This is a genomic window from Akkermansia muciniphila (assembly GCF_040616545.1).
Taxonomy (GTDB): domain Bacteria; phylum Verrucomicrobiota; class Verrucomicrobiia; order Verrucomicrobiales; family Akkermansiaceae; genus Akkermansia; species Akkermansia muciniphila_E.
In genome coordinates this window covers 2,178,856-2,199,853 of record NZ_CP156688.1, presented here as the reverse complement: position 1 = coordinate 2,199,853, position 20,998 = coordinate 2,178,856, and the positions used below count along the sequence as shown (strand labels likewise).

15 protein-coding genes and 1 CRISPR repeat array are annotated in these 20,998 nt (G+C 59.1%); of the genes, 6 read left to right on the top strand and 9 right to left on the bottom strand.

Annotated elements, in window-relative coordinates:
- Nucleotides 1-6: 6 nt before the first annotated feature.
- Nucleotides 7-2,145 carry a glycoside hydrolase family 2 TIM barrel-domain containing protein gene (locus ABGM91_RS09030; protein WP_354831619.1) on the bottom strand — a complete coding sequence of 713 codons (2,139 nt, stop codon included), beginning with the start codon at nucleotides 2,143-2,145 and terminating at the stop codon, nucleotides 7-9.
- Nucleotides 2,146-2,468: 323 nt separating this feature from the next.
- Between ABGM91_RS09030 and ABGM91_RS09025 the strand changes: the two genes are divergently transcribed.
- The gene (locus tag ABGM91_RS09025; protein ID WP_354831616.1) at nucleotides 2,469-3,560 is read left to right on the top strand and encodes a site-specific integrase; all 1,092 of its coding nucleotides are present in this window, start codon (nucleotides 2,469-2,471) and stop codon (nucleotides 3,558-3,560) included.
- Nucleotides 3,561-3,621: 61 nt separating this feature from the next.
- Here the strand turns inward: ABGM91_RS09025 and speA are convergent, their stop codons facing one another.
- Nucleotides 3,622-5,559 carry a biosynthetic arginine decarboxylase gene (gene speA / locus ABGM91_RS09020; protein ID WP_354831613.1) on the bottom strand — a complete coding sequence of 646 codons (1,938 nt, stop codon included), beginning with the start codon at nucleotides 5,557-5,559 and terminating at the stop codon, nucleotides 3,622-3,624.
- Nucleotides 5,560-5,582: 23 nt separating this feature from the next.
- Nucleotides 5,583-6,785, bottom strand: a complete 1,203-nt coding sequence (nspC, locus tag ABGM91_RS09015) for a carboxynorspermidine decarboxylase (protein WP_354831610.1) — start codon at nucleotides 6,783-6,785, stop codon at nucleotides 5,583-5,585.
- 222 nt (nucleotides 6,786-7,007) lie between these two features.
- On the opposite strand from nspC, the gene ABGM91_RS09010 reads away from it, so the two are divergent.
- On the top strand, nucleotides 7,008-7,754 hold the full coding sequence (locus ABGM91_RS09010; protein ID WP_354831607.1) for a hypothetical protein: 747 nt from the start codon (nucleotides 7,008-7,010) through the stop codon (nucleotides 7,752-7,754).
- A gap of 519 nt (nucleotides 7,755-8,273) precedes the next feature.
- On the opposite strand, the gene ABGM91_RS09005 is transcribed toward ABGM91_RS09010, so the two are convergent.
- Complete coding sequence (locus ABGM91_RS09005; RefSeq protein ID WP_354831604.1) at nucleotides 8,274-9,959, bottom strand: sulfatase; 1,686 nt, start codon at nucleotides 9,957-9,959, stop codon at nucleotides 8,274-8,276.
- A 184-nt stretch (nucleotides 9,960-10,143) separates the two neighbouring features.
- On the opposite strand from ABGM91_RS09005, the gene leuS reads away from it, so the two are divergent.
- Together leuS and rpe are read left to right on the top strand one after the other, a co-directional pair.
- The gene (gene leuS, locus ABGM91_RS09000; protein WP_354831601.1) at nucleotides 10,144-12,717 is read left to right on the top strand and encodes a leucine--tRNA ligase; all 2,574 of its coding nucleotides are present in this window, start codon (nucleotides 10,144-10,146) and stop codon (nucleotides 12,715-12,717) included.
- Nucleotides 12,718-12,743: 26 nt separating this feature from the next.
- On the top strand, nucleotides 12,744-13,397 hold the full coding sequence (rpe, locus tag ABGM91_RS08995; protein ID WP_354831599.1) for a ribulose-phosphate 3-epimerase: 654 nt from the start codon (nucleotides 12,744-12,746) through the stop codon (nucleotides 13,395-13,397).
- Between the two features lie 100 nt (nucleotides 13,398-13,497).
- Here rpe and ABGM91_RS08990 read toward each other — a convergent pair whose 3' ends face one another.
- From ABGM91_RS08990 to ABGM91_RS08970, 5 genes are all read right to left on the bottom strand, one after another.
- Complete coding sequence (locus tag ABGM91_RS08990) at nucleotides 13,498-14,184, bottom strand: hypothetical protein (protein ID WP_354831596.1); 687 nt, start codon at nucleotides 14,182-14,184, stop codon at nucleotides 13,498-13,500.
- 276 nt (nucleotides 14,185-14,460) lie between these two features.
- Nucleotides 14,461-15,357: a phosphatidylserine decarboxylase gene (locus tag ABGM91_RS08985; RefSeq protein ID WP_354831594.1), complete on the bottom strand. Its 897-nt coding sequence runs from the start codon at nucleotides 15,355-15,357 to the stop codon at nucleotides 14,461-14,463.
- Between the two features lie 63 nt (nucleotides 15,358-15,420).
- The gene (locus ABGM91_RS08980; protein ID WP_354831592.1) at nucleotides 15,421-16,080 is read right to left on the bottom strand and encodes a tetratricopeptide repeat protein; all 660 of its coding nucleotides are present in this window, start codon (nucleotides 16,078-16,080) and stop codon (nucleotides 15,421-15,423) included.
- Between the two features lie 334 nt (nucleotides 16,081-16,414).
- A CRISPR array of direct repeats spans nucleotides 16,415-17,101; the repeat unit is 31 nt; unit sequence GTTTCAATCCACGCACCCGTGAGGGTGCGAC.
- Nucleotides 17,102-17,590: 489 nt separating this feature from the next.
- Nucleotides 17,591-19,444 (bottom strand): biosynthetic-type acetolactate synthase large subunit, encoded by a 1,854-nt coding sequence (gene ilvB, locus ABGM91_RS08975; RefSeq protein ID WP_215428944.1) that lies wholly within the window; start codon nucleotides 19,442-19,444, stop codon nucleotides 17,591-17,593.
- 149 nt (nucleotides 19,445-19,593) lie between these two features.
- The gene (locus ABGM91_RS08970; RefSeq protein WP_354831589.1) at nucleotides 19,594-20,202 is read right to left on the bottom strand and encodes an HAD family phosphatase; all 609 of its coding nucleotides are present in this window, start codon (nucleotides 20,200-20,202) and stop codon (nucleotides 19,594-19,596) included.
- Between the two features lie 160 nt (nucleotides 20,203-20,362).
- On the opposite strand from ABGM91_RS08970, the gene rpsT reads away from it, so the two are divergent.
- Together rpsT and ABGM91_RS08960 are read left to right on the top strand one after the other, a co-directional pair.
- Nucleotides 20,363-20,626, top strand: coding sequence for a 30S ribosomal protein S20 (gene rpsT / locus ABGM91_RS08965; protein WP_102714128.1), 264 nt, complete (start codon nucleotides 20,363-20,365; stop codon nucleotides 20,624-20,626).
- 78 nt (nucleotides 20,627-20,704) lie between these two features.
- Nucleotides 20,705-20,926 carry a hypothetical protein gene (locus ABGM91_RS08960; RefSeq protein WP_102714130.1) on the top strand — a complete coding sequence of 74 codons (222 nt, stop codon included), beginning with the start codon at nucleotides 20,705-20,707 and terminating at the stop codon, nucleotides 20,924-20,926.
- The last annotated feature ends 72 nt before the right edge of the window (nucleotides 20,927-20,998 follow it).

Here is a 20,998-nt window from a genome sequence, read left to right as displayed (position 1 = left end):
AAATGCTTACTTATACTTCTTGATGGACGGGTCCTGATAGCGCTCGGAACCCTTCTTCTCTTCCTCACCGGAAGGCTTCAGGGTCCATTTGCAGGAATCCGTATACGTCTTCCCGCCCATGGAGGCCGTGGCCGTGATGGTGTTGACGCCGGGCTTGAGAGTTACTTCAGGCCAGACGGCGCGCTTCAATTCATCCGGCTTGACGCTTCCCGCGGCCTTTCCGTTGACAGTCAGCCTCACCGTTGGGGCATTGCTGTAAACCTTCACGGGCACCGTCTTTTCCGTGCGCTCCGCAAACCTGCGGGACGTAATGTACACGGTCGGCTGCGGGCTCCAATTGGCCCTGTAGAAGAAATAGGCGTCCTTGGGCGTCTTGCGGTCATAGGTCACCAGCCCCTTGTCATTGATGCCGGGGTTTTCCCCCTCAAAGCGGGAGGCGGAGCCGAAGTCAAACATGTTCCAGACGAAGGAGCCCCACACCTCGGGCCTCTCCCTGATGCACTTGTAATTGATCTCATGCGCCTGGGACTGCCATTCCTCCGGATGCCAGAACCCCGTGGGGGACGGCCTCTTTGCCGGATTCTCATGCATGCCCGTGCTGGCGCCATGGCCGTACTCGCTGACGGCGATGCCCATCTTGCCGCCGTAGTCGCGGATGTAGCCGTTCAGGTTGCCCTTCATGGTTTCAGGGCCTCCCCCGTACCAGCCGGGATACGTATTAAACGCGATGTGGTCCGGAATATTGTTCAGTTTCCTGCGGCCCGCCTGGTTGCTGGCCCCTACCGTCATGCGGGAGGGGTCCGTCTCCTTCACGAACTTGTTCAATTCCGTTAACTCGGCCTCCATGTCCACCCCTTTGGAGGAAGACTCCGGCTGGTGGCCTATTTCATTGAAAATACCCCACATGCAGATGGAGGGATGGTTCCAGTGCTGGTAAATCATCTCCCGGGCCTGGAGGCGGTTATTCTCCCGGAACTCCGGCGTATCACGCACCAGGTTGACGTTGGGCACCTCGGACCAGACAACCAGCCCCGTCTTGTCGCACAGGTCGTAAACGTTGCTGGAGGCGGGATAGTGGCCCGTTCTCAAACCGTCCGCCCCCATGTCCGCAATCAGCCTGATATCCCGCGCCTCATCCTCCGGGGAGAGCGCCCAGCCCTTCCCCTTCACATCCTGGTGGCGGCTGACTCCCCTGATCTGCATGGGTTTTCCGTTCAGGACAAAACCTTCCTTGGGATTGATGGAAACGGTCCTCAGCCCGAGCGGCTGCACCATTTCATCCGTCTGGCCGTCCGCCGTCCTGACGGAGGTCTTCACCTGGTAGAGGTAGGGATTCCTGACACCGTTCCAGAGCACGGGATTGGGAATCGCCAGCGTTACGGGAACTTCCAGATTCTTCTTTTCCCCGGCGGCGGCCTTCACTGTCTTTCCGGCCACCTTCCTGCCCTTCATGTCCAGAATTTCCACGGCCACATCCACGTCCCCCGCCTTCCCGTCCGAATTCAGAAGGGTCTTCACCTCCACTTCCGCTTTGGATTTGTCCAGGGACTTCGTGGTAATGAAAACGCCGGGAGAGGCGTAAAAGAGGGGGTCAATGCAGACGCCGTCCGTCTCAATCAGTTCAATGGGCCGGTACAGTCCGCCGAACATGGAAAAATCCCCGCGCTGGGGCGCGATGTGGTCCCGCTGCGTATTGTCCACCAGGACGGAAACCGTATTGGCGCCTTTTTTCAGGAGAGGGGTGATTTCATAGCAAAAGGCGGTGAACGCCCCCTCATGCCTGCCGGCAGGCTTCCCGTTGACGGAAACCTCGGAAACGATGCTGGCGCCCCCGCCGCGGATGAAATACCTCTTGCCCGGCTTGGGAGCCACCGGAAGGGTGCGGGTATAAACGGCGGGGCCGCGCCGGTAAACCTCGCTGTTGACGGACTTGGCGTCTCCGCGCTTCCCCTTCACGCCGTCCGCGGCGTCTTCCGCGTTCCAGGTGTGGGGCACCGTCACTTTCACGGAGGGGCTCCCGTTGAAGCTGTAGTCCCAGGAACCGTTCAAAGGATGGACTTCACGGGCATCAGCCGCCAGGATGGAGCCCAAGGCACAGCACAGCCCGGCACATGATACGTTGAAAGAGAGGATTCTGATGTTCATGATATAGTAGAATAGTGTACCTCATACGTGCAGGCATGTAAAATACTTTCATCCTTCCGGGGGCTTCTTTCCGGCCTAACAAAAATTTAATGATGCCTGGCGGATAGCGTTCATTTTGATATTCAATGCGCGGAATCATGCTTTCTAACATTTTCGGTCCCTGCACCATCAGAAACTTTGATTTTCCGATCGGATCAAAGAAAACATAAGTTACAACATATCCTTGACGGATACGCGTTTTCCGATGGAAAGCATAAGTTTTCTTTACTATAAGGATGGCCTTTTTCATTAAAACCGTGTTTGTACAAACACGATGAACCTGTATGAGAAAAGTACCGAAAACGAATAAACTAAAATATGTTGGAACCGCACTTCTGGAAGGGGAATCAGTCACCCTGACCCAGGCGGCACGGCTTGTATTGGAAATCAAGGAAGCCCTGGGGGATGAAATCTGCACCATCAACCGGTGCAGGGAAGTCGTCACCCTGGGGCTGAACGCCATCAAAAACAAACACCATACCGTCAGCTTCGGTACGGCGGCCACGGAATGCCTGCGTTCCAAAAGCCACCGCCGTCCCCGGACGCTGACGGACATCAAGAGCATCATTCACAAACTCAAAAAGAGCAATCCGGAACTGGAGGAGACTCCCCTCAGGAACCTCACCGTGGAAGAATGCCAGAGCATTCTGATGAACACGTTCACCACGTCGCGCCAGCGGCACAAGGCACGGCTGATCCTGAGCGGCATTTTCTCCTTCTCCGTCAAGCGCGGCTGGTGTGATGAAAATCCCATCCTCCGCGTGGACACCCCGTTCCTGCGGGAACAGGAAATCCCTGCCCTGGGACTGAAGGACGTGACCCTGCTCCTCAAGACGTGCATGGATGAATTTGACGGGAGCTGCGTGGCTGGCGCGGCCCTGATGATTTTTGCAGGCATCCGCCCGCAGGAAGTGGAACGTCTGCTCTGGGAGAACATCGCCATCCGGGACGGCTGCGTGATCCTGAACTCCAAGCACACCAAGACAGGAGGCGCCCGGCACGTCACCATCCTGCCCGTGCTTGCCAAATGGCTCAAATTCTGCCGTGACAGGACCAAGCCGGGGCCGAATACGCCCATCTGCCCCAAGGGCTGGACGATCAAGTGGCGCAAGATCCGCAAAAATGCGGGCTGGGGCGGGAGAAAAAGATCATGGGTGCCGGACTGCCTGCGGCACACCTATGCCAGCTACCATGCCAAGCACTTCAAGGACTACAACCTGTTGCAGATGGAAATGGGGCACCGCTCCTCCTCCCTGCTCCGCACCCGATACCTGAACATGAAAGGGATTTCCCCGCAGACGGCCACGCGCTTCTGGGGACTCACTCCCGCCAAGGTGATTTCAGAAACGGAACCGCCGGAGGAACAGACGCCATAACGGAGAGGGGATGGAGGCTCCGGCTGAGGCGGCCTCCCCCCTTTTCCAGGCAGGCCTGCCCCTATAATTCATAATAGGTGTAGCCGTTCAGTCCGGAACGGAACACTTCCAGCGCCCTCCGGCGTTCGGACGGGGATATTTTCCCATCCGCCACGGCCTGTTCCGCAAACGTGCGGAACTTGTTGATCAGCTCCTTGGGATCATACTCCACGTAGGAAAGGACGTCGGCCACCGTGTCCCCCTCCACCTCATGGGTGTAAACGGGGCGGCCGCCTTCCAGATGCACGCCCACCACGTTTGTATCCCCCAGCAGGTTGTGCAGGTCCCCCAGGGTCTCCTGATAGGCGCCCACCAGGAACACGCCGATGTAGTAATCGTCCTCCCCGGGCTTGATGGCGTGCAGGGGCAGCGCAGTAGCCACGTCCTCCCGGTCAATGAAATGGTCTATCTTCCCGTCGCAGTCGCAGGTAATGTCCGCCAGCACGGCCTTGTTCGTGGGCCGTTCATTCAGGCGGTGCAGAGGCATCACGGGGAAAAGCTGGCGTATGGCCCAGGAATCCGGCAGGGACTGGAACAGGGAAAAATTGCCGTAATAAAAGTCCACCATGGAGCAGGAAAGCTCCCGGAGGTCTTCCGGAATGGTTTCCATCTCCGCCAGCATGCGGGAAATGCGGCTCAGGATGTGCCAGTAATAGGCCTCTCCCAGCCCGCGCTGCCGCAGGGTGGCGTTCCCGTAAAAGAACTGGGCGCGCAGCTGGTCCCGGTAGTAGCAGGCGTCATTGTAGCACTCCTGCATGTTCTTCCTGGCCAGGGTCCGGTCCGTATCCGCAAAAGCCTTCAGCAGCTCCGGAGCATCCTCCGGCAAATCCGGGGGAGGTTCCTCGCCCGGCGCGCTGGTTACATCCAGCACGTTGAACACCAGCACGGAATAATACGCCACCACGGCGCGGCCGGACTCCGTCACCAGCGTGGGGTGGGGCACCTCGTACTTGGTGCACATGTCCCCCACCACCTCCACCACGTCACGGGCGAACTCCGCGATGGAATAGTTGCAGGAGGAATGGAAATTCGTCTTGGACCCGTCATAATCCACAGCCAGGCCCCCGCCCATGTCCAGCGTGCCCAGCGGCGCGCCTTCCTTCACCAGGTCCACGTAAATGCGGGCGGCTTCCGTCAGTCCCTCGCGCACCACGGAAATATTCGGAATCTGGGACCCCTGGTGGTAATGGAGCAGCTTCAGGCAGTCCAGGGAATCCATCTGCTTCAGCTTGTCCACCACCTCCACCACCTGAGCGGCGTTCAGGCCAAAGACGGACTTGTCCCCCGCGGACTCCTGCCACAGGCCGGAACCCTTGGCCGCCAGCTTGATGCGCACGCCCAGATTGGGGCGGATGTCCATCTTCCGGGCGCGTTGCAGGACGGCGTCCAGCTCGGAAGGCATCTCCAGCACGATGAAAATATTCAGCCCCATTTTCTGGGCCGTCAGCGCCAGGTCAATAAACTCGTCATCCTTGTAGCCGTTGCAGATCAGGTAGGCGTTGGGATTATGCATGTGCGCCATGGCCGCAATCAGCTCCGGCTTGGAACCGGCTTCCAGCCCATAATCATACTTGGTGCCGAACTCCGCAATCTCCTCCACCACCTGCCGCTGCTGGTTCACCTTGATGGGATATACGCCCTGGTACTTGCCCTGGTAATCCGCCTCCTTGATCGCCTTGCGGAAGCTCTCGTTCAGCTCCGCAATACGGCTGCGCAGCAGGTCGCGGAAACGGAACAGCACCGGAACGGTAGTGCCGCGCTCATTCAGGCCATCCAGCAGGTCGCACAGGCTGATGTCCTTCTTCCCGCCGTCCTCGTCATTCAGGCGTACGGTGACCTCCCCTTTCTTGTTAATCCGGAAATATCCGTTGCCCCAGTCGTCAATGCCGTACAAATCTGCGGAATCATGATGACTCCAGCCCCGGACTTTCTGCTTGATGCCTTCTTTGGATGCTGCCATGTCAATCTGTCTGGTCAAATGTTCTAGCCCAGGCGGGCCTCAAAATCTTCATAGGAAAAACGGCGTACCGTCTCCACGGAACCGTCCTTTTTCTGGATAGCAATATCCGGATGGCGCACGCCGTTGAAAAACGTCGTCTTCACCATCGTATAATGCGCCATGTCGTCAAAAACAAGCTCGTCGCCCGCGGCGAGGGGTTCCGCAAAGGAATAATCCCCCAACAGGTCTCCCGCCAGGCAGGTGGGCGCCCCCAGGCGGTACGTATGCGCGCCTTCCCCGGCATTCCCCGCCAGGGCGTAGCTTTCTCCCTCCATCCGCACGGCGGGCTGCTGCCCGGAACGCAGGGAGGCGTCCTTTAAAATCTGGAACACGTCCGGACGGTAGGGCATCTCCAGCGTATCCGGCATGTGGGCGGACGCGGAAACGTCCAGAATGGCGTGCTCCACCCCTTCCGAGGAAAAAACATCCAGCACCCTGCACCGGAGCACCCCCGTATGAATGGCGGCGGCTTCCCCCGGTTCCAGCCACACGTCCACGCCGTAGCACGCGCGGATGCCGCGGACAAGCTCCGCCAGCAGATTCCGGTCATAGCCGGGCTTGGTGATCCAGTGGCCGCCGCCCATGTTCAGCCACGTAATCTCCGGGCGGGACAGGATGTGGCCGAAGTGGCGCTCCACCGCGCCGAGCGTAGCCGCCAGGTCTTCCGCGCCCTGCTCGCACAGAGTATGGAAATGAAGGCCGGAAATTCCGGTCAAATCCGCCCCCTGCATCACGTCCGGCGCAATGCCCAGGCGGGAGCCGGGCGCACAGGGATCATACAGGGGCGTATGCCCGGTGGAAAACCGGGGATTGACGCGCAGGCCGCACTTCAGCTCTCCGGAAAGAAAGCGGGGATGCCGCATCACCTCCTCCCGGAAACGGGCCCACTGCGTCAGGCTGTTGAAATCAAGGTGGCTGGAAATCTCCGCCAGCTCCGCCATCTCCTCCGGAGCATACGCCGGGGAATACGTCAGCACGTGTTTTCCGAACCTGCGCCGGGCCAGCCGGGCCTCCCACAGGCCGGACGCGCAGCAGCCGTCCAGCAGGGGCTCCAGGACGTCAAAACAGGGCCAGCAGGAAAAACCTTTCAGGGCCAGCACGATGCGGCACCCCGCAGCCTCCGCCACGTCCCTCAGGATAAGGGCGTTGCGTTCCAGGGCAGTCTGGCTGATGACGAAGGCGGACATAAAGCAACGACAACCTAAGCGATTCCCAACGATTTGCGAGTAAAATTTGAGTAATCCCCCTTCATACCTTCCGGGAGGCGCACGCTGGAGCCTCCCCGGTCCGGCAGAGCGCGCCCTATCAAACGGAAACGTTAAAAAACGCCACAAATCGCCTCTTCCTGCATTCTTTTCCTTGAAATGGGATGTGTTTTCCTCTTTTATAACGTAACCATTGCGATTGCCATGACTAACATTCATCCCTTCACCACCGCAGCAGCCTGCCTCCTGACCGCCGGAGCAGCGCTCTTCACCAGCTCCTGCCAGCCTACCTCTCCGCAGAGCTACGCCCGCCAATTCGCTACCGCCCAGAACGTCTCCGTACACGGGTATAACGGCCGTGAAACGCTGACCAGCAGGGTTTATGCCGACTGGGGCGGCATGCCGGCCAACGCGCGCCGCGCCATGGAGGAATACATCAAGGGGGCTGAATGGAAGACGATGGACTACATCCGCCCGCAATACTTCATCCAGGTGGACCGCTCCTACTGGGCGCTCTGCATTGACAATGACGGCAACCTCATCGGCATTGTTCCCTTCCGCAACGGCAGGGACGCCCGCAAGATGTCCGTCAACAACCACTTCAAGATGCTGGTCAACACCACGGACCAGGCTCCGGCCCTGGGCTATGCCATCCTGAAAAACCTGGCTTATGCGGACGGCCTGCGCGTCAGCACCCGCAAGGCTGACGGCCTGAACACGCCCGTCCCGGCGCCGCCCGCCGTGAAGGTGGTTGTTCCGCCCAAGGAAACCGCTCCGGCAGCCGGAGCCGCCAAGCCTGCGGCCGCTCCCGCCACGGAACCCGCCGCTACGGAAGAAACGCCTGCCGATGACGCAGACTCCGCCGGCACGGAAGAAACGCCCGCTGCGGACAACGCTGCTGAAGACACCGACGCTACGGCGACGGATGACGCCGCTACGGACGACTTTTAAGATGCCTGCCCCTTCCGGGGACACCATCGCCACCATTTCCATCACGCCCCGCCGGCATGCACGGCGGGGTGTTTTTTATCCCTGTTCTTCCGGAACAACGGCAAGTTTCCTGTTACTTTTAAACCATTCCCCATGATGGGGAAAACACCTGTAACCCTTGTGAACAGCCCGGTTCTGAAATTGGTATGCGCTTCGTAAGCCGGGCTGGAAGAGGCTCACATCCCCGTTCATCCCGGTTTGCGGGAAAAACCACGGGAAAGGAGGACACTCTTCCGGTCTCAGCCTGCTGCCGCCAGCGGAAGAAACCCGGCCGCCGGGAAAGACGCAAAGACTCACTCACACATTCAACCGCGGGAAACGGGCATCACTCGTACCCCCTTTGCCAGGCGCTCCGCACGGCGGGGACGGCAAAAAGCCGGATGCCCTGCCAAAAGCGGGACATCCCAATTCGCCTCCTTTCACCGGAGGCACATTCGCCGGGGCCTGGAGGAAAGGAACCGCAGACTCTGCGGCGGAATCTCAATTCCCGGTCTTCTTCACCTGGTCCGGCCACGGAACGGAGCTTCCTTCCGGCGCGCCCAGCTCGTTGCCTTTCTTGTAAGTAGGCATCTGCGCCTTCCGCTCCCGGAGCAATTTACCCATGACGGCGGCCATTTCCTTCGTCTTACGCGGCTCCCTGGAAGCCAGGTTTTCCTTTTCGCCGATATCCTTCTTCAAATTGTACAGTTCGAAGCTCTGGTTCAGGTGGCGGTAAATCAGCTTCCAGTCCCCCTGGCGCAGCGCGGTGGAAGAAGTGTACTGCGGCGCCTGCCGGCTGCCTTCCCCCCAATTGTTCGGCTGGTGGAACAGAATGGGACGGTCCGCGGGGAACCGGGCTCCCTTGAGCAGCGGCACCAGGCTGAGGCCGTCCAGCTTCTGCGGAACCTTTGCGTTCCGGCATCCGGCTATATCCAGAAGGGTGGGGAAAAAGTCGTCAATGACTACCGGAACGGCGCACCGGGAACCGCCCTTGGTCACGCCCGGCCAGGAAACGATCATGGGCTCCCGGATGCCGCCCTCCATGCAGGAGCCCTTGCCGAAGGAAAGGGGATAATTGGCATCCTCATTGCCCAGCCTCCCGGAAATGGCCAGGCCGCCGTTGTCCGACATGAACACCAGCACCGTATTCTTGTCCAGATTGTGCTCCCTGAGGTACTTCATAATATCACCCAGGCTCTTGTCCATCCCCTCGATCAGCCCGGAATAATGCTTCTCCACCGGAGACCACTTGTGACCGTCCGCCGGGTCCTTGTAGGCGTCCGCAAATCTCTTGTCATAAGCGCGCTCGTCCAGCGGGGAATGCAGGGCGTACTGGGCCATGTACAGGTAAAAGGGCTTGTCCGCTTCCTTGGGATTGGTCCTGATGGCCTCCAGGCGTTTGATGGCCTCCAGGGTCAGGGCCTCCGTCAGGAACACGTCGTCCTGGTAGTAATTATTCTCATCCAGCCCGCGCACATGGTTGAACCCCTTCCCGTAATGCTTGGAACCGCGGTAATCCGCCGGGTGGCCTATCTCCGTGCCCGCGATATTGTAATCAAACCCCATATTCAGCGGATTGGACCCCGGCGTTCCCTGGGTGCCAAAATGGGCCTTCCCGCAGTGCACGGTGACGTAGCCGCACTTCTTCAGCATCTCCGGCAGCGTAGCCGCCGTGACAAAGGGGCGCGTCATGTTATAACGCATGTCCTCCCCGGAAATGGGGCGTTTCGTCGTTCCCCTGGCGGGAATCCCTACGGGCTGGAGGCCGTTGAGGGCCCAGTCCGGCGGCTGGAGGCTCTTGCTGTTGCGGTCCGTCGTACCGTTCTGCTCCCGCACCCAGCAGGTCACGCGGTGCCGCGCGGGATTCATGCCGGACATCAGGCTCACCCGGGAAGGCGTGCAGAGGGGGTGGGCGTACGCATCCGTAAACGTCATGCCCTGGGCGGCCAGCTTCTCCATGTTCGGCGTGCGGTAGCGATTGTTCAGGAACGTCTTCTTCGGATTGCCCCGGCTGTCGGACCAGAACGGGTGGGACGTATCCTGCCAGCCCATGTCATCCACCAGGAAAACGATGATATTGGGCTTCTTTCCGGAAACGGGGCGGGAAACATTGCCCTGCGCGAATGCCCCGGCAAGCAGGGAAACCGCGCCGCAGGCGGCGGAGAGGAGACAGGCGGTGAACTTCATGGTTGCAGCATATTTAATACAATCGGCAAAAACCTTTCAACCTAAAAGTACGCACAGGCCACCTCTGGTCTTTCCTCTTTTTTCCGGAAAACGGCATCATGCCCGCGGAAGCGTTGGAAGCGCTTGCAGGCCGCCGGGTTTAGGCTTGATTGGCCCGCTGGCGGAGTATACATTCCTCCCCATCATGTCCGAGCGCAAGAAACCATACCCCTTTGACGTTTTTGAACCCAAGTGGCAGCAGATCTGGGACGAAAGAAAAACCTTCAAAGTAAACAACCCCGGAGAAGAGGGCTTTGACGCGTCCAGACCCAAATACTACGTGCTGGACATGTTCCCCTACCCCAGCGGCGCGGGCCTGCACGTGGGGCACCCGGAAGGGTACACGGCCACGGACATCGTGGCGCGCTTCAAGCGCATGAACGGCTTCAACGTGCTTCACCCCATGGGGTGGGACTCCTTCGGCCTTCCGGCGGAGCAATACGCCATCAAGACCGGGCAGCACCCCTCCGTCACCACCTTCCAGAACATTGACAACTTCCGCCGCCAGCTCAAAATGCTGGGCTTCTCCTATGACTGGGACCGGGAAATAGCCACCACGGACCATGAATACGTGCGGTGGACCCAGTGGATCTTCCTCCAGCTCTACAACTCCTACTACAACAAGGAACTGAAAAAGGCGCGCCCCGTCTCCGAACTGGAGGAACAGGGGATGAGCCGCGAGGAAATCGACCAGCGGCGCCTGGCCTACGTGGCGGAAGCCGCCGTAAACTGGTCCCCGGACCTGGGCACCGTGCTTGCCAATGAAGAAGTGGAGGAATGGAAATCCAAGGGACACCATGTGGAACGCCGCCCCCTGCGCCAGTGGATGCTGCGCATTACGGACTATGCGGAACGCCTGATTGACGAACTGGAACCCCTGGACTGGCCGGAATCCATCAAGCTGCTTCAGCGCAACTGGATCGGCAAATCGGAAGGCGCGGAAGTGGACTTCACCCTGAACGGGGAAACCATCACCGTTTACACCACCCGGCCGGACACCCTCTTTGGCGCCACTTACATGGTCCTCTCCCCGGAACACCCGCTGGTGGACTCCGTCACCACGCCGGAACAAAAGGAAGCCGTGGAACAGTACCGCACCCAGTGCGCCACCAAGAGCGACCTGGAACGCACGGACCTGTCCAAGGAAAAGACGGGTGTCTTCACCGGCGCATACGCCGTCAACCCCGTCAACGGGGAACAGATTCCCGTCTGGATTGCGGACTACGTGCTGATGGGCTACGGCACCGGAGCCATCATGGCCGTGCCGGCCCACGATGAGCGTGACTTCGCCTTCGCCCAGGTCTTCGGCCTGCCGGTGCTCCAGGTGGTCCGGCCCCCCAGTGAAGACATGGACTGGCGCGGCTTCTGCGGCTATGAAGGCACCAGCGTGAACTCCGGCTTCCTGACCGGACTGCCCACCCCGGAAGCCAAGGAAAAAATGACCCTCTGGCTGGAGGAAAACGGCAAGGGGCGCCGCAAGGTCAACTACAAGCTGCGTGACTGGCTCTTCTCCCGCCAGCGCTACTGGGGCGAACCCTTCCCCATCGTCTGGGAAAACGGCCGCCACCGCGCCCTGCCGGAAAACGAACTTCCCCTGCTCCAGCCGGACCTGGACGACTTTGCCCCCACGGGCGACCCGCGCGGCCCGCTGGTCAAGGCCACGGAATGGATTGCCTACACGCCCACGGCCCACCGTGAAACAAACACCATGCCCCAGTGGGCCGGCTCCTGCTGGTACTACCTGCGCTACCTGGACCCGAACAACACGGAACGCTTTGTCAGCCGGGAAGCGGAACAATACTGGATGGGCTCCACCGGAACGCCGGGCGGCATTGACCTGTACGTGGGCGGCACGGAACACGCCGTGCTCCACCTGCTCTACGCCCGCTTCTGGCACAAGGTCCTCTTTGACCTGGGGCACCTCAGCACCAATGAACCGTTCCAGAAACTCGTCAACCAGGGACTGATCCTGGGAGAAGACGGGCAGAAAATGTCCAAATCCCGCGGCAACGTCGTCAACCCGGACGACATCGTCCGTGAATACGGAGCGGACTCCCTGCGCATGTATGAAATGTTCATGGGACCGCTCAAGGACGTGAAGCCCTGGGCCACCAAGGGGGTGGAAGGCATCTCCCGATTCCTGGCCCGCGTCTGGCGCGTGGCCTTCCGCGAAAACCAGGAAGGCGAATGGGAAATCAACCCCAAGCTGGTGGCGGACGCTCCGGAAGCCGACGTGCTCCCCGTGCGCAAGGAACTGCACAAAACCATCCGGAAAGTGACGGACGACATCAATGAAATGTCCTTCAACACCGCCATCGCCAAAATGATGGAATGCACCAACGCCATGACCTCCGCGGACGTGGTGGACGTGCAGGACTACGACACCTTCCTGACCCTCCTGAACCCGTTTGCCCCGCACATCACGGAAGAAATCCACAGCCTCCTTAAAAAACGCTTCCCCACCCTGGCGGAAACGCAGCTCTGCCAGAAAAACTGGCCCGCCTGTGATGAAGACCTGCTGGTGGAAAACACCATCCCCATGGTCATCCAGGTAAACGGCAAGCTCAGGGACAAGCTGGAAGTGGCCCGGGACATCTCCCGTGAAGAACTGGAAAAACTGGCCCTGGCCTCCTCCAAGGTAAAAGTCTTCCTGGACGGCGTCACCGTGCGTAAAGTAATTGTCGTGCCCGGACGCCTCGTCAACATCGTCGCCAACTGAACAACATCTGGAAAGGAACACCCCCCATGACCATGATCGCCCCGTCCCTGCTGGCGGCAGACTTCTCCCGCATTGGGGAGGAAGCGCGCCGCGCCTTTCACTCCGGAGCAGACTGGCTGCACCTGGACATCATGGACGGCCACTTTGTGGACAACATCTCCTTTGGCCCGGAAATATGCGCCGCCGTCAGAAAAGCGGTGGGGCCGGACCACTTTCTGGACGCGCACCTGATGATCGAACGGCCGGACCACTACTTTGACCGATTTGTCAAAGCGGGCGTCAACCTCATCTGCTTCCATGTGGAGCTGGGGGACGAATACTACATTCGCGACACCCTGCGCCGCATCCGCAGGGCCGGCGTAAAAAACGGACTGGCCATCAACCCGGCAACTCCCTTTGAAGCGGTAGCCCCCTTCCTGGGGGAAATAGACCTGCTCCTGGTCATGTCCGTAGTTCCGGGCTTCGGCGGGCAATCCTTCATGCCCTCCGTGCTGGACAAGGTGGAAAAAGCCGCCGAATGGCGCACGGAACACAAAGCGGAATTCCTCATCCAGATGGACGGCGGCATCGGTAAAAACAATGCCGCGCAGTGCGCCCTGGCGGGAGCTGACGTACTGGTGGCGGGTTCCTCCACCTTCAAGGCTCCGGACATGGCCCGCGCCATTGCGGAAATGAAATAACCTGCGGACAGCCCGGCGGCGGCCTATTATTCCGAAACATCAAAAAAATCCGGCATTCCCCTGGGAGTGCCGGATTCTTTCATTCGTGATTTCCTGGTAATCACGCTCTGCGGCGGCGCAGCATCAATGCGGACAGCCCCAGCAGGCCCAGGGAGGCGGCTGACGGTTCCGGAACAGCGGCCAGCGTCACCTCCGCTTTCAACACCGGGCCCCATACGGAACTTTCCGTACTGGTAAAGCCTGTATTCTTATACACATCCCCGATGTCCACACCATCGGCCTCCTTGCCGAGCCTCAATCTGGCGGAGGAAAAACTCACATCAGCCCAATTTGTGGCATCCGTAACCTGAGTCGTTGTAAAAGCCGCGTAATAAGTCACGCCGCTATCAAGCTGCAAATTATTGAACACGGCTTTCTGCCAGGAGGCAGCCCCATCCGCCGCTCCTTCGCCCGCCATGTCAATAGTGGTGGTGGACTGTCCTACAAACGTCGTGCCGTCCTTGGTGGTGGCGGAGGAAAAAATCGTCACATACAGGCCGTCGGTGGCATCCGCCCGGTTCGTCGCCTTGGCAATATCCAGCGATTGCAGGAAAACCGTGGAATTCTGTGAAATGCCCTCTCCGGAAGAAAGCAGCATGTGATCCAGATCAAAGGAAAAACCGTAGTAGGCACCATACCCCCCGGAGGTAAGGGTGGAAAGGTCTTCCTTGGTCGTCGTGCTCAGCACAGTGGCCGCCTGTGCCGTTGCCAGGCCGGCGAGAACACCAAAAATACATAGGAACTTCATAACTTTATTCTTATTATGGATGAAACACGGAAAAGAAAACCGCTACCTGAAAAATAGCGGATTAAGAATCCGGATGGAATAATCAACAATACGAAAATAAACAAACATCTATTATATTCAAGAATATATGCTTATTTCTAACAAATATTTTCTTCAACGGCAATATACGGGGAAATAATGGGTAGGGTTGGAGAAATGCATTTGTTATGAAAAAGTAGTATTGACTCCGGATTCTTAATCCGGGTAAACGCGGGCCGCACCTTCCCTACCCCGCAATTACTGCGCAGCCGTCCCCATCGCATCCCCCTGGCGGGCAAACAACTCCATCCCCTCCGCCGTCTTTTCCAGCAGGTCGGGAGCCAGCCTGACTCTGCCCGGTTCAAAAAAGCACATCACGGTGGAGCCGCCAAAGGCAAAATACCCCTTCTCCGCCCCCCGGAGAGCGGGAGTTTCCGGAAGGTACGTCTCCTCAATCCGCCCCACGCCGGTGGCCCCCACCTCCAGCATGGCCACCTGCCCCCATAACTCCGACTGGACCAGGGTCAGATTCCTCTTATTGGTCCACAGCCACGCCAGCCGGTGGCGCAGGCAGTACGGAGACACGCTCGCCAGCGGACCGCCCAGCTTCTCCCACGCGCCGGGCACGCCGGACACCGGAAAATGAAAACGGTGGTAATCCGTAGGGCACAGGCGGGACAGGACAACGGCGCCTTCCGCATACCGTTCAGCCAGGGCCGCGCTCCCCAGCAAGCCCGGCAGGTCAAAACTCTGCCCCTTTACAAAAACGCCACTGATCCGGTCAGCGCGTTCCCAGCCCATATGCCGGGCATCAGCCGGAAAAACAGCCGTTTCCTCGCCTCCGGCCAGGGGACGCGCGCCCGGCTTCAGGCGGCGGTAAAAAAAATCGTTGAAATGCCTGAACTCCGGAATCCCCTTGAGGGATTCCTCCATATTGATGCCGTACTCCTCCACAAAGGCGGGAATGGAACGCGCGCTGGCAGGCCGGTTCTTCATCCACCCCAGCAGGGAGGAAAACACGCCGCGCTTGATCAGGAGATGCAGGGCCGCCCTGCCCGTGGAAGTACCGTAAATCCATTTAAGGTACTTCTCTCCCAGCACCTGCTCCCGTTCTTCCCTGCCCGTGTAGCGGTTGTAATAGCGTATGCCCTCCATGAAGCACCTAGAGTGTCGTCCGCCTCCCGTTTTGTCCAGCCGAAAGACGGTTCCCCCGGTTTCCTACTTCCCCGGTGCGCGTTCCAGGCCGTCCTCCTCACCGGAATCCTTCTTCTCCGCCGCCCGGTCATACCATTCCTGGGCAAGGTCCAAATTCCGGGCAACTCCGTTGCCGTGTTCATAGCAGGCGCCCAGCAGGTACTGGGCATCCCTGTCATCCTCATGCGCCGCCTTCCGCAGCCAATGCATGAACAAATCTTCATTCTTCTCCACCATCCCTCCCTCCCGGTACTCCAGCGCCAGGGCAAACATGGCTTCCGGTTTCCCCCCGGCCGCCGCGCGCTGTAGCCAGCGAAGGGCCTCGGCATCATCCTTCTCCACACCCAGCCCCTGATGAAAACAATCGTAAAGATAAAAAGCCGCGTCCATGTCTCCTGCCTCCGCCTCCTGCTTCAATCCTGGCAACGCCTTGTGAAACCACTCCTCCGCCCGGTCCGGATCCTTCTCCACGCCGTCCCCCTTCCGGTAAATGCGCCCCAGCTGGAACTGGGCGGCGGGATGGCCCGCCTCCGCCTCCCGGACCAACTTCCGCTTCCATTCCTCCACGGACTTCTTCAGCCTCCCGCTTCTCCATTTCAACGCAGCCAGAAAAACAACCGCCACCAGTACCATCAGAAGAATAGGCGCCCATTCCAGAAAATCATTCAACCAGTCTATGTGCATTTTATCTCTATATTGGATTCCTCCCGCCTTATCCATCACCAACTGTGAACGCGGAAAAATGCCCCATGCCGCAGGAAACTTACCGGACAACTCTTCCTGTTCTAAAAACAGGCTGTCCGTGCATCATCATGAAACCACCTGAAAGCTATTCATCCGGCGCCTTCGGCACACGAAAGCCTCCTTTAAAAATAATAATCAACAAAGAACCATTTAAATCCATCTATTGAAATGAAAAAACCGCCGTTATTTTAGTATCCGCTATATAACTTCATATTCATCCTGCTCACCCATGAGGGTCAACTGCTGTGCCACAAGGCATGGAAGCTGGAGGTGCCGTTTAATCTACGCACCCGTGAGGGTACGACTGACTCCTGGACAGAAGGCTTTTTACGAGTACGGGTTTCAATCCACGCACCCGTGAGGGTGCGACGCCGGTAATTGGATATGGCATCTACCCCGGAAATGTTTCAATCCACGCACCCGTGAGGGTGCGACTAATTTGCAGCCTCATACGTCAACGCCACGGAGCGTTTCAATCCACGCACCCGTGAGGGTGCGACTCTTTAACCTTGTAGCGGACCTGAACAACAACCTGCGGGGTTTCAATCCACGCACCCGTGAGGGTGCGACTACAATCCCTACAAGCAAGGAACCAAGCAGGGAAAGTTTCAATCCACGCACCCGTGAGGGTGCGACCATCATCAGCCGCCCCACGGACCGCAAAAAGCAGTTTCAATCCACGCACCCGTGAGGGTGCGACATGATCCGAGCCATCCTTTGCATGAGGCGTTTATGTTTCAATCCACGCACCCGTGAGGGTGCGACCAGGGCGGAACGCAAGGTGATGGGGCCGGACGGCGTTTCAATCCACGCACCCGTGAGGGTGCGACGCAGGACTATGAACACCAATGATCAACGTTTGATTGTTTCAATCCACGCACCCGTGAGGGTGCGACCCGCCGCAAACGGGGCAAAGTCCATTTACGGGGAGTTTCAATCCACGCACCCGTGAGGGTGCGACAGCCTGGAAGCATACGGGTTGAGTATCAAGCGTGCAAAACGGGATTTGCGCCAACCTGATTCGGAGACCGGATACTGCCAGGTTCAATAGTAGGTGGTTCTTTTGTCAATATTCGTTTCCCAATTACTTACAGCGAGCGCCGGTCTCCCGGGAATTTTCTGTGAGCTTGGGGTTGGCGCAAGGCGGCATCAGATATGGGCCCATGACGGAACATTCCTTGTCCGGTACCTCTCGCTTCCAATTTGATTTATTCATGCTAGCCGTTCCAGCCTGCCGCGTCCAGCAACATCTTTCACGGCTCTTCATACGATGAGCAGCACCATGGCTCCGGCAACAATCAATACCCATCAACTTCTTCCTTATGGAAGCCCCGGCCCTCATTCCCCATATGGGGAAAGCTCCCTCCGCTCCACTTCCGCCATCATTAAAAAAGGGAGCCGCCCTTTCGGACGGCTCCCTCCATAGATGGATAACCGGGAATTCCGAGTCTTACAGGGCCGTCGGGATTTCCTTGCCCAGTTCGGACGCCTTTTTGGCGGAGCCGTCACCGGCAATGCGTTCCAGAATCACGTCCTTGTAGCTCATACCGCCCAGGATGATCGGAAGCACGTGCACGTCATGGGGAACCATCACGTCCAGCACGTAGGCTTCCGGAGATTCAATCATGCGGGTAATGGCCGCCGGAAGTTCTTCTATGCGGAGCACGCGCTCGCACTTGACGCCGAATCCGGCGCAGATGAGCGGATAGTTCGGGTAAATGACGTCTTCCGTCTTGTGGGTGGGATCATAGCTGTCGTGCGGGTCCGCCAGGAAGGTCTGGGCCCGGTTGGAGTCATATTTCAGGTCTTCCCACTGCACCACCATGCCCAGGTGCTGGTTGTTCAGGATGATGCATTTGACGGGCAGGCGCTCCACGTGGATGGTGGCCAGCTCCTGAATGTTCATGAGCATGGAGCCGTCCCCGTCTATGTTCACCACCAGCTTGTCCGGACAGGCCAGGCACACGCCCATGGCGGCGGGAAGGCCGTAGCCCATGGTTCCCAGGCCGCCGGAGGTAGCCAGGCGCCGGGGTTTGTCAAATTTGAAGAATTGGGCGGCGAACATCTGGTGTTGGCCCACGCCCGTGCAGATGACGGGGTCCTTGTCCGCAGTCTGGCGGTAGAGCTCCTCAATGACGGCTTGCGGGGAGATGTAGCCCTTGCGGTCTTCATAGGAGAAGGGGTACTGGGCCTTCCAGTCTTCAATGGTGCGGAACCATTCCGGCGTGCGGGTGAAGCCGGAGGACTTGCGGTCCCAGCCCTTCGCGGCCAGGGCGGCATTGAGAACCTTCAGGGCGTCCTTCACGTTCGCGCGGATGGGGTGCGCCACCTTCTTGTTCTTGTTGATTTCACTGGCGTCAATGTCAATGTGGACGATGGTGGAGTCCGGGCAGAACATGTTCACGGCTCCGGTCACGCGGTCGTCAAACCGGGCGGCCAGGGCGATGACCAGGTCGGCTTCATTCACGGCGTTGTTCGCAAACACGGCTCCGTGCATGCCCAGCCAGCGCAGGGAGAGGGGATGGGTTTCCGGCATGGCCCCGATGCCCATCAGGGTGGTTGCCACGGGGATCTGGGTGCGTTCCGCAAATTCCAGCAGGTCCGCGGAGGCTTCCGCGGAGATGATGCCGCCGCCGGCGTAAATGACGGGACGGCTGGCGTTTTCAATCAGCGGAAGGAGCTCTTCCAGCTTTTCCGTGGGAACGGGCAGCACCGGATTATAGCCGGGCAGGTCCATTTCCATGTCAAAGTCCGGGGAGAACACGGCTTCCTGCACGTCCTTGGGCATGTCAATCACCACCGGGCCGGGACGGCCAGTGGAGGCGATGTAAAAGGCTTCCTTGATGATGCGGGGCAGTTCTTCCGGATCCGTCACCAGATAGCTGTGCTTCACGATGGGGGCGGTCATGCCGAACACGTCCGTTTCCTGGAAGGCGCCGCGGCCGATCAGGGAGCGCATGACCTGCGCCGTGATCGCCACCAGCGGGGTGGAATCCAGATAGGCGTCCGCAATGGAGGTGATCATGTTGGTGGCGCCGGGGCCGGACGTGGAGATGCAAACGCCCACCTTGCCCGTGACGCGGCCATAGCCTTCCGCGCCGAACGCGCCGCCCTGTTCATGGCGGGGCAGGATGGTCCGGATTTTGGGCTGGTGGCTCAGGGCCTGGTGAATCGGCATGCTGGCGCCGCCGGGATAGGCAAAGACGACGTCTACACCTTCACGCACGAGGCATTCCACGAGCACTTCGGCTCCTGTCATGCGGGTTTTCGTCGGGGCGGATGATGTTTTGTCGTTTGTACTCATGTGCAAATAATATTTTATTTGTTCAATAGGAAAACAGGTTCTAGCGCATTCCGCGCGCAATGTGAAGCCTTTTCATTAAAATACGGGAGCATGCCCCGGCATGGCCGGAAGCCCGGAAAGCAGGCCCCGTGGGAAGCCCCGGCGCGGAATCAGGCCAGGGAGGGGCGCCGGACCAGCACGCAGTCCATTCCGGCGGCGGCGGCGGCCTTGATGCCGGGCGCGGCGTCTTCAAAAACCACGCAGCGGCCCGGGTCTGCGCCCAGCAATTCCGCCGCCTTCAGGAACATGTCCGGCGCGGGCTTGCCGTTCTCCACGTCCTCCGGCGTCAGAATCACGTCAAAAAGGCCGGACAGCCCCGCTGCGGCCAGCGTGCGGGAGGCGCCCGGAATGGCGCTGCCCGTGGCGATCGCCTTGGGGGCATCCCCCAGGGAACGGACAAATTCCACCACTTCACGGATAGGCTCCATCCCTTCCTCCTCCAGCATTTCCAGATAAATGCGGCGCTTGTCCGCGGCGGTGGACGCAGCGTCCATCACCAGACCATAGCGGCCGTTTAAAAAACTTACCACGTCATTGGCGGACTTGCCGCCGCAGGAATAAAACTCATCTTCCCGGAACACGGAATCCGGAGCGCCTGCGCGGGCCAGGGCCTTCCGCCATGCCTTGTAATGGAGCGGCATGCTGTCCACCAGGGTGCCGTCCAGGTCAAAAATATACCCTTCATATTTTTTTTCAGGCAAATCCACGCGCTTCTTCATGTCGGGGGCATTTATGCCACATCCCCCTTTTCCGGTAAAGCCCGCAGTCTGCCCGCGCTTAGGAGGAATGCCTTAAAAATTATATCCGGAGCTTGACATTTTGTCCTGTTATTCTAATGTTTCTGCCACCTCGAAACGGAAACCGAACCTTTTTTAGAACATGGCCAATACCAAATCCGCACTCAAGCGCATCCGCCAGACCGCAACCCGCACCGCCCGCAACCGCGCCGTCTCCTCCAAGCTGAAGACCCTCCGCAAGAAGATTGCCACCGCGGTGGAAACGTCTGACAAGGAAGCCGCTACCGCTGCCTACAACACGTTCTCCTCCGCCGTTGACAAGGCCGCCAAGGTAGGCACCATTCCCGCCAACCGCGCCTCCAACTACAAGAGCAAGGCCGCCAAGGCCATCGCAAAAATCGCCTAAGTTTTCACTTCGGTTTTCTGACGATCTTATGGCAAGCCGCTCTGTTCTGCTGAGCGGCTTGTTTTATTTTCCCCTCCCATGCAGCAATCCCGCCTGGATAAAGCCAAACTGATCATTGACCGCCCCGGGGACTTCAAGGTTTGTGAAGCCTGCGGCTCCATCGTGTCCCTGACCACCGCGGTGTGCCCCAACTGCAACGCCTACCGTTTTGACGCCAACGCGGAATACGTGGTGGAACAGGCCGTGCTTCTCGCTTCCCGGGAACAGCGTTCCGTCACTCCGGAAGACCTGGAAAAGTAAGGCGCCCTGTTCCCGCCGCTCCCCGGCGGGCTTCTTGTTACGCCATCCTGCCCGCCGGACCGTTTTAATGAT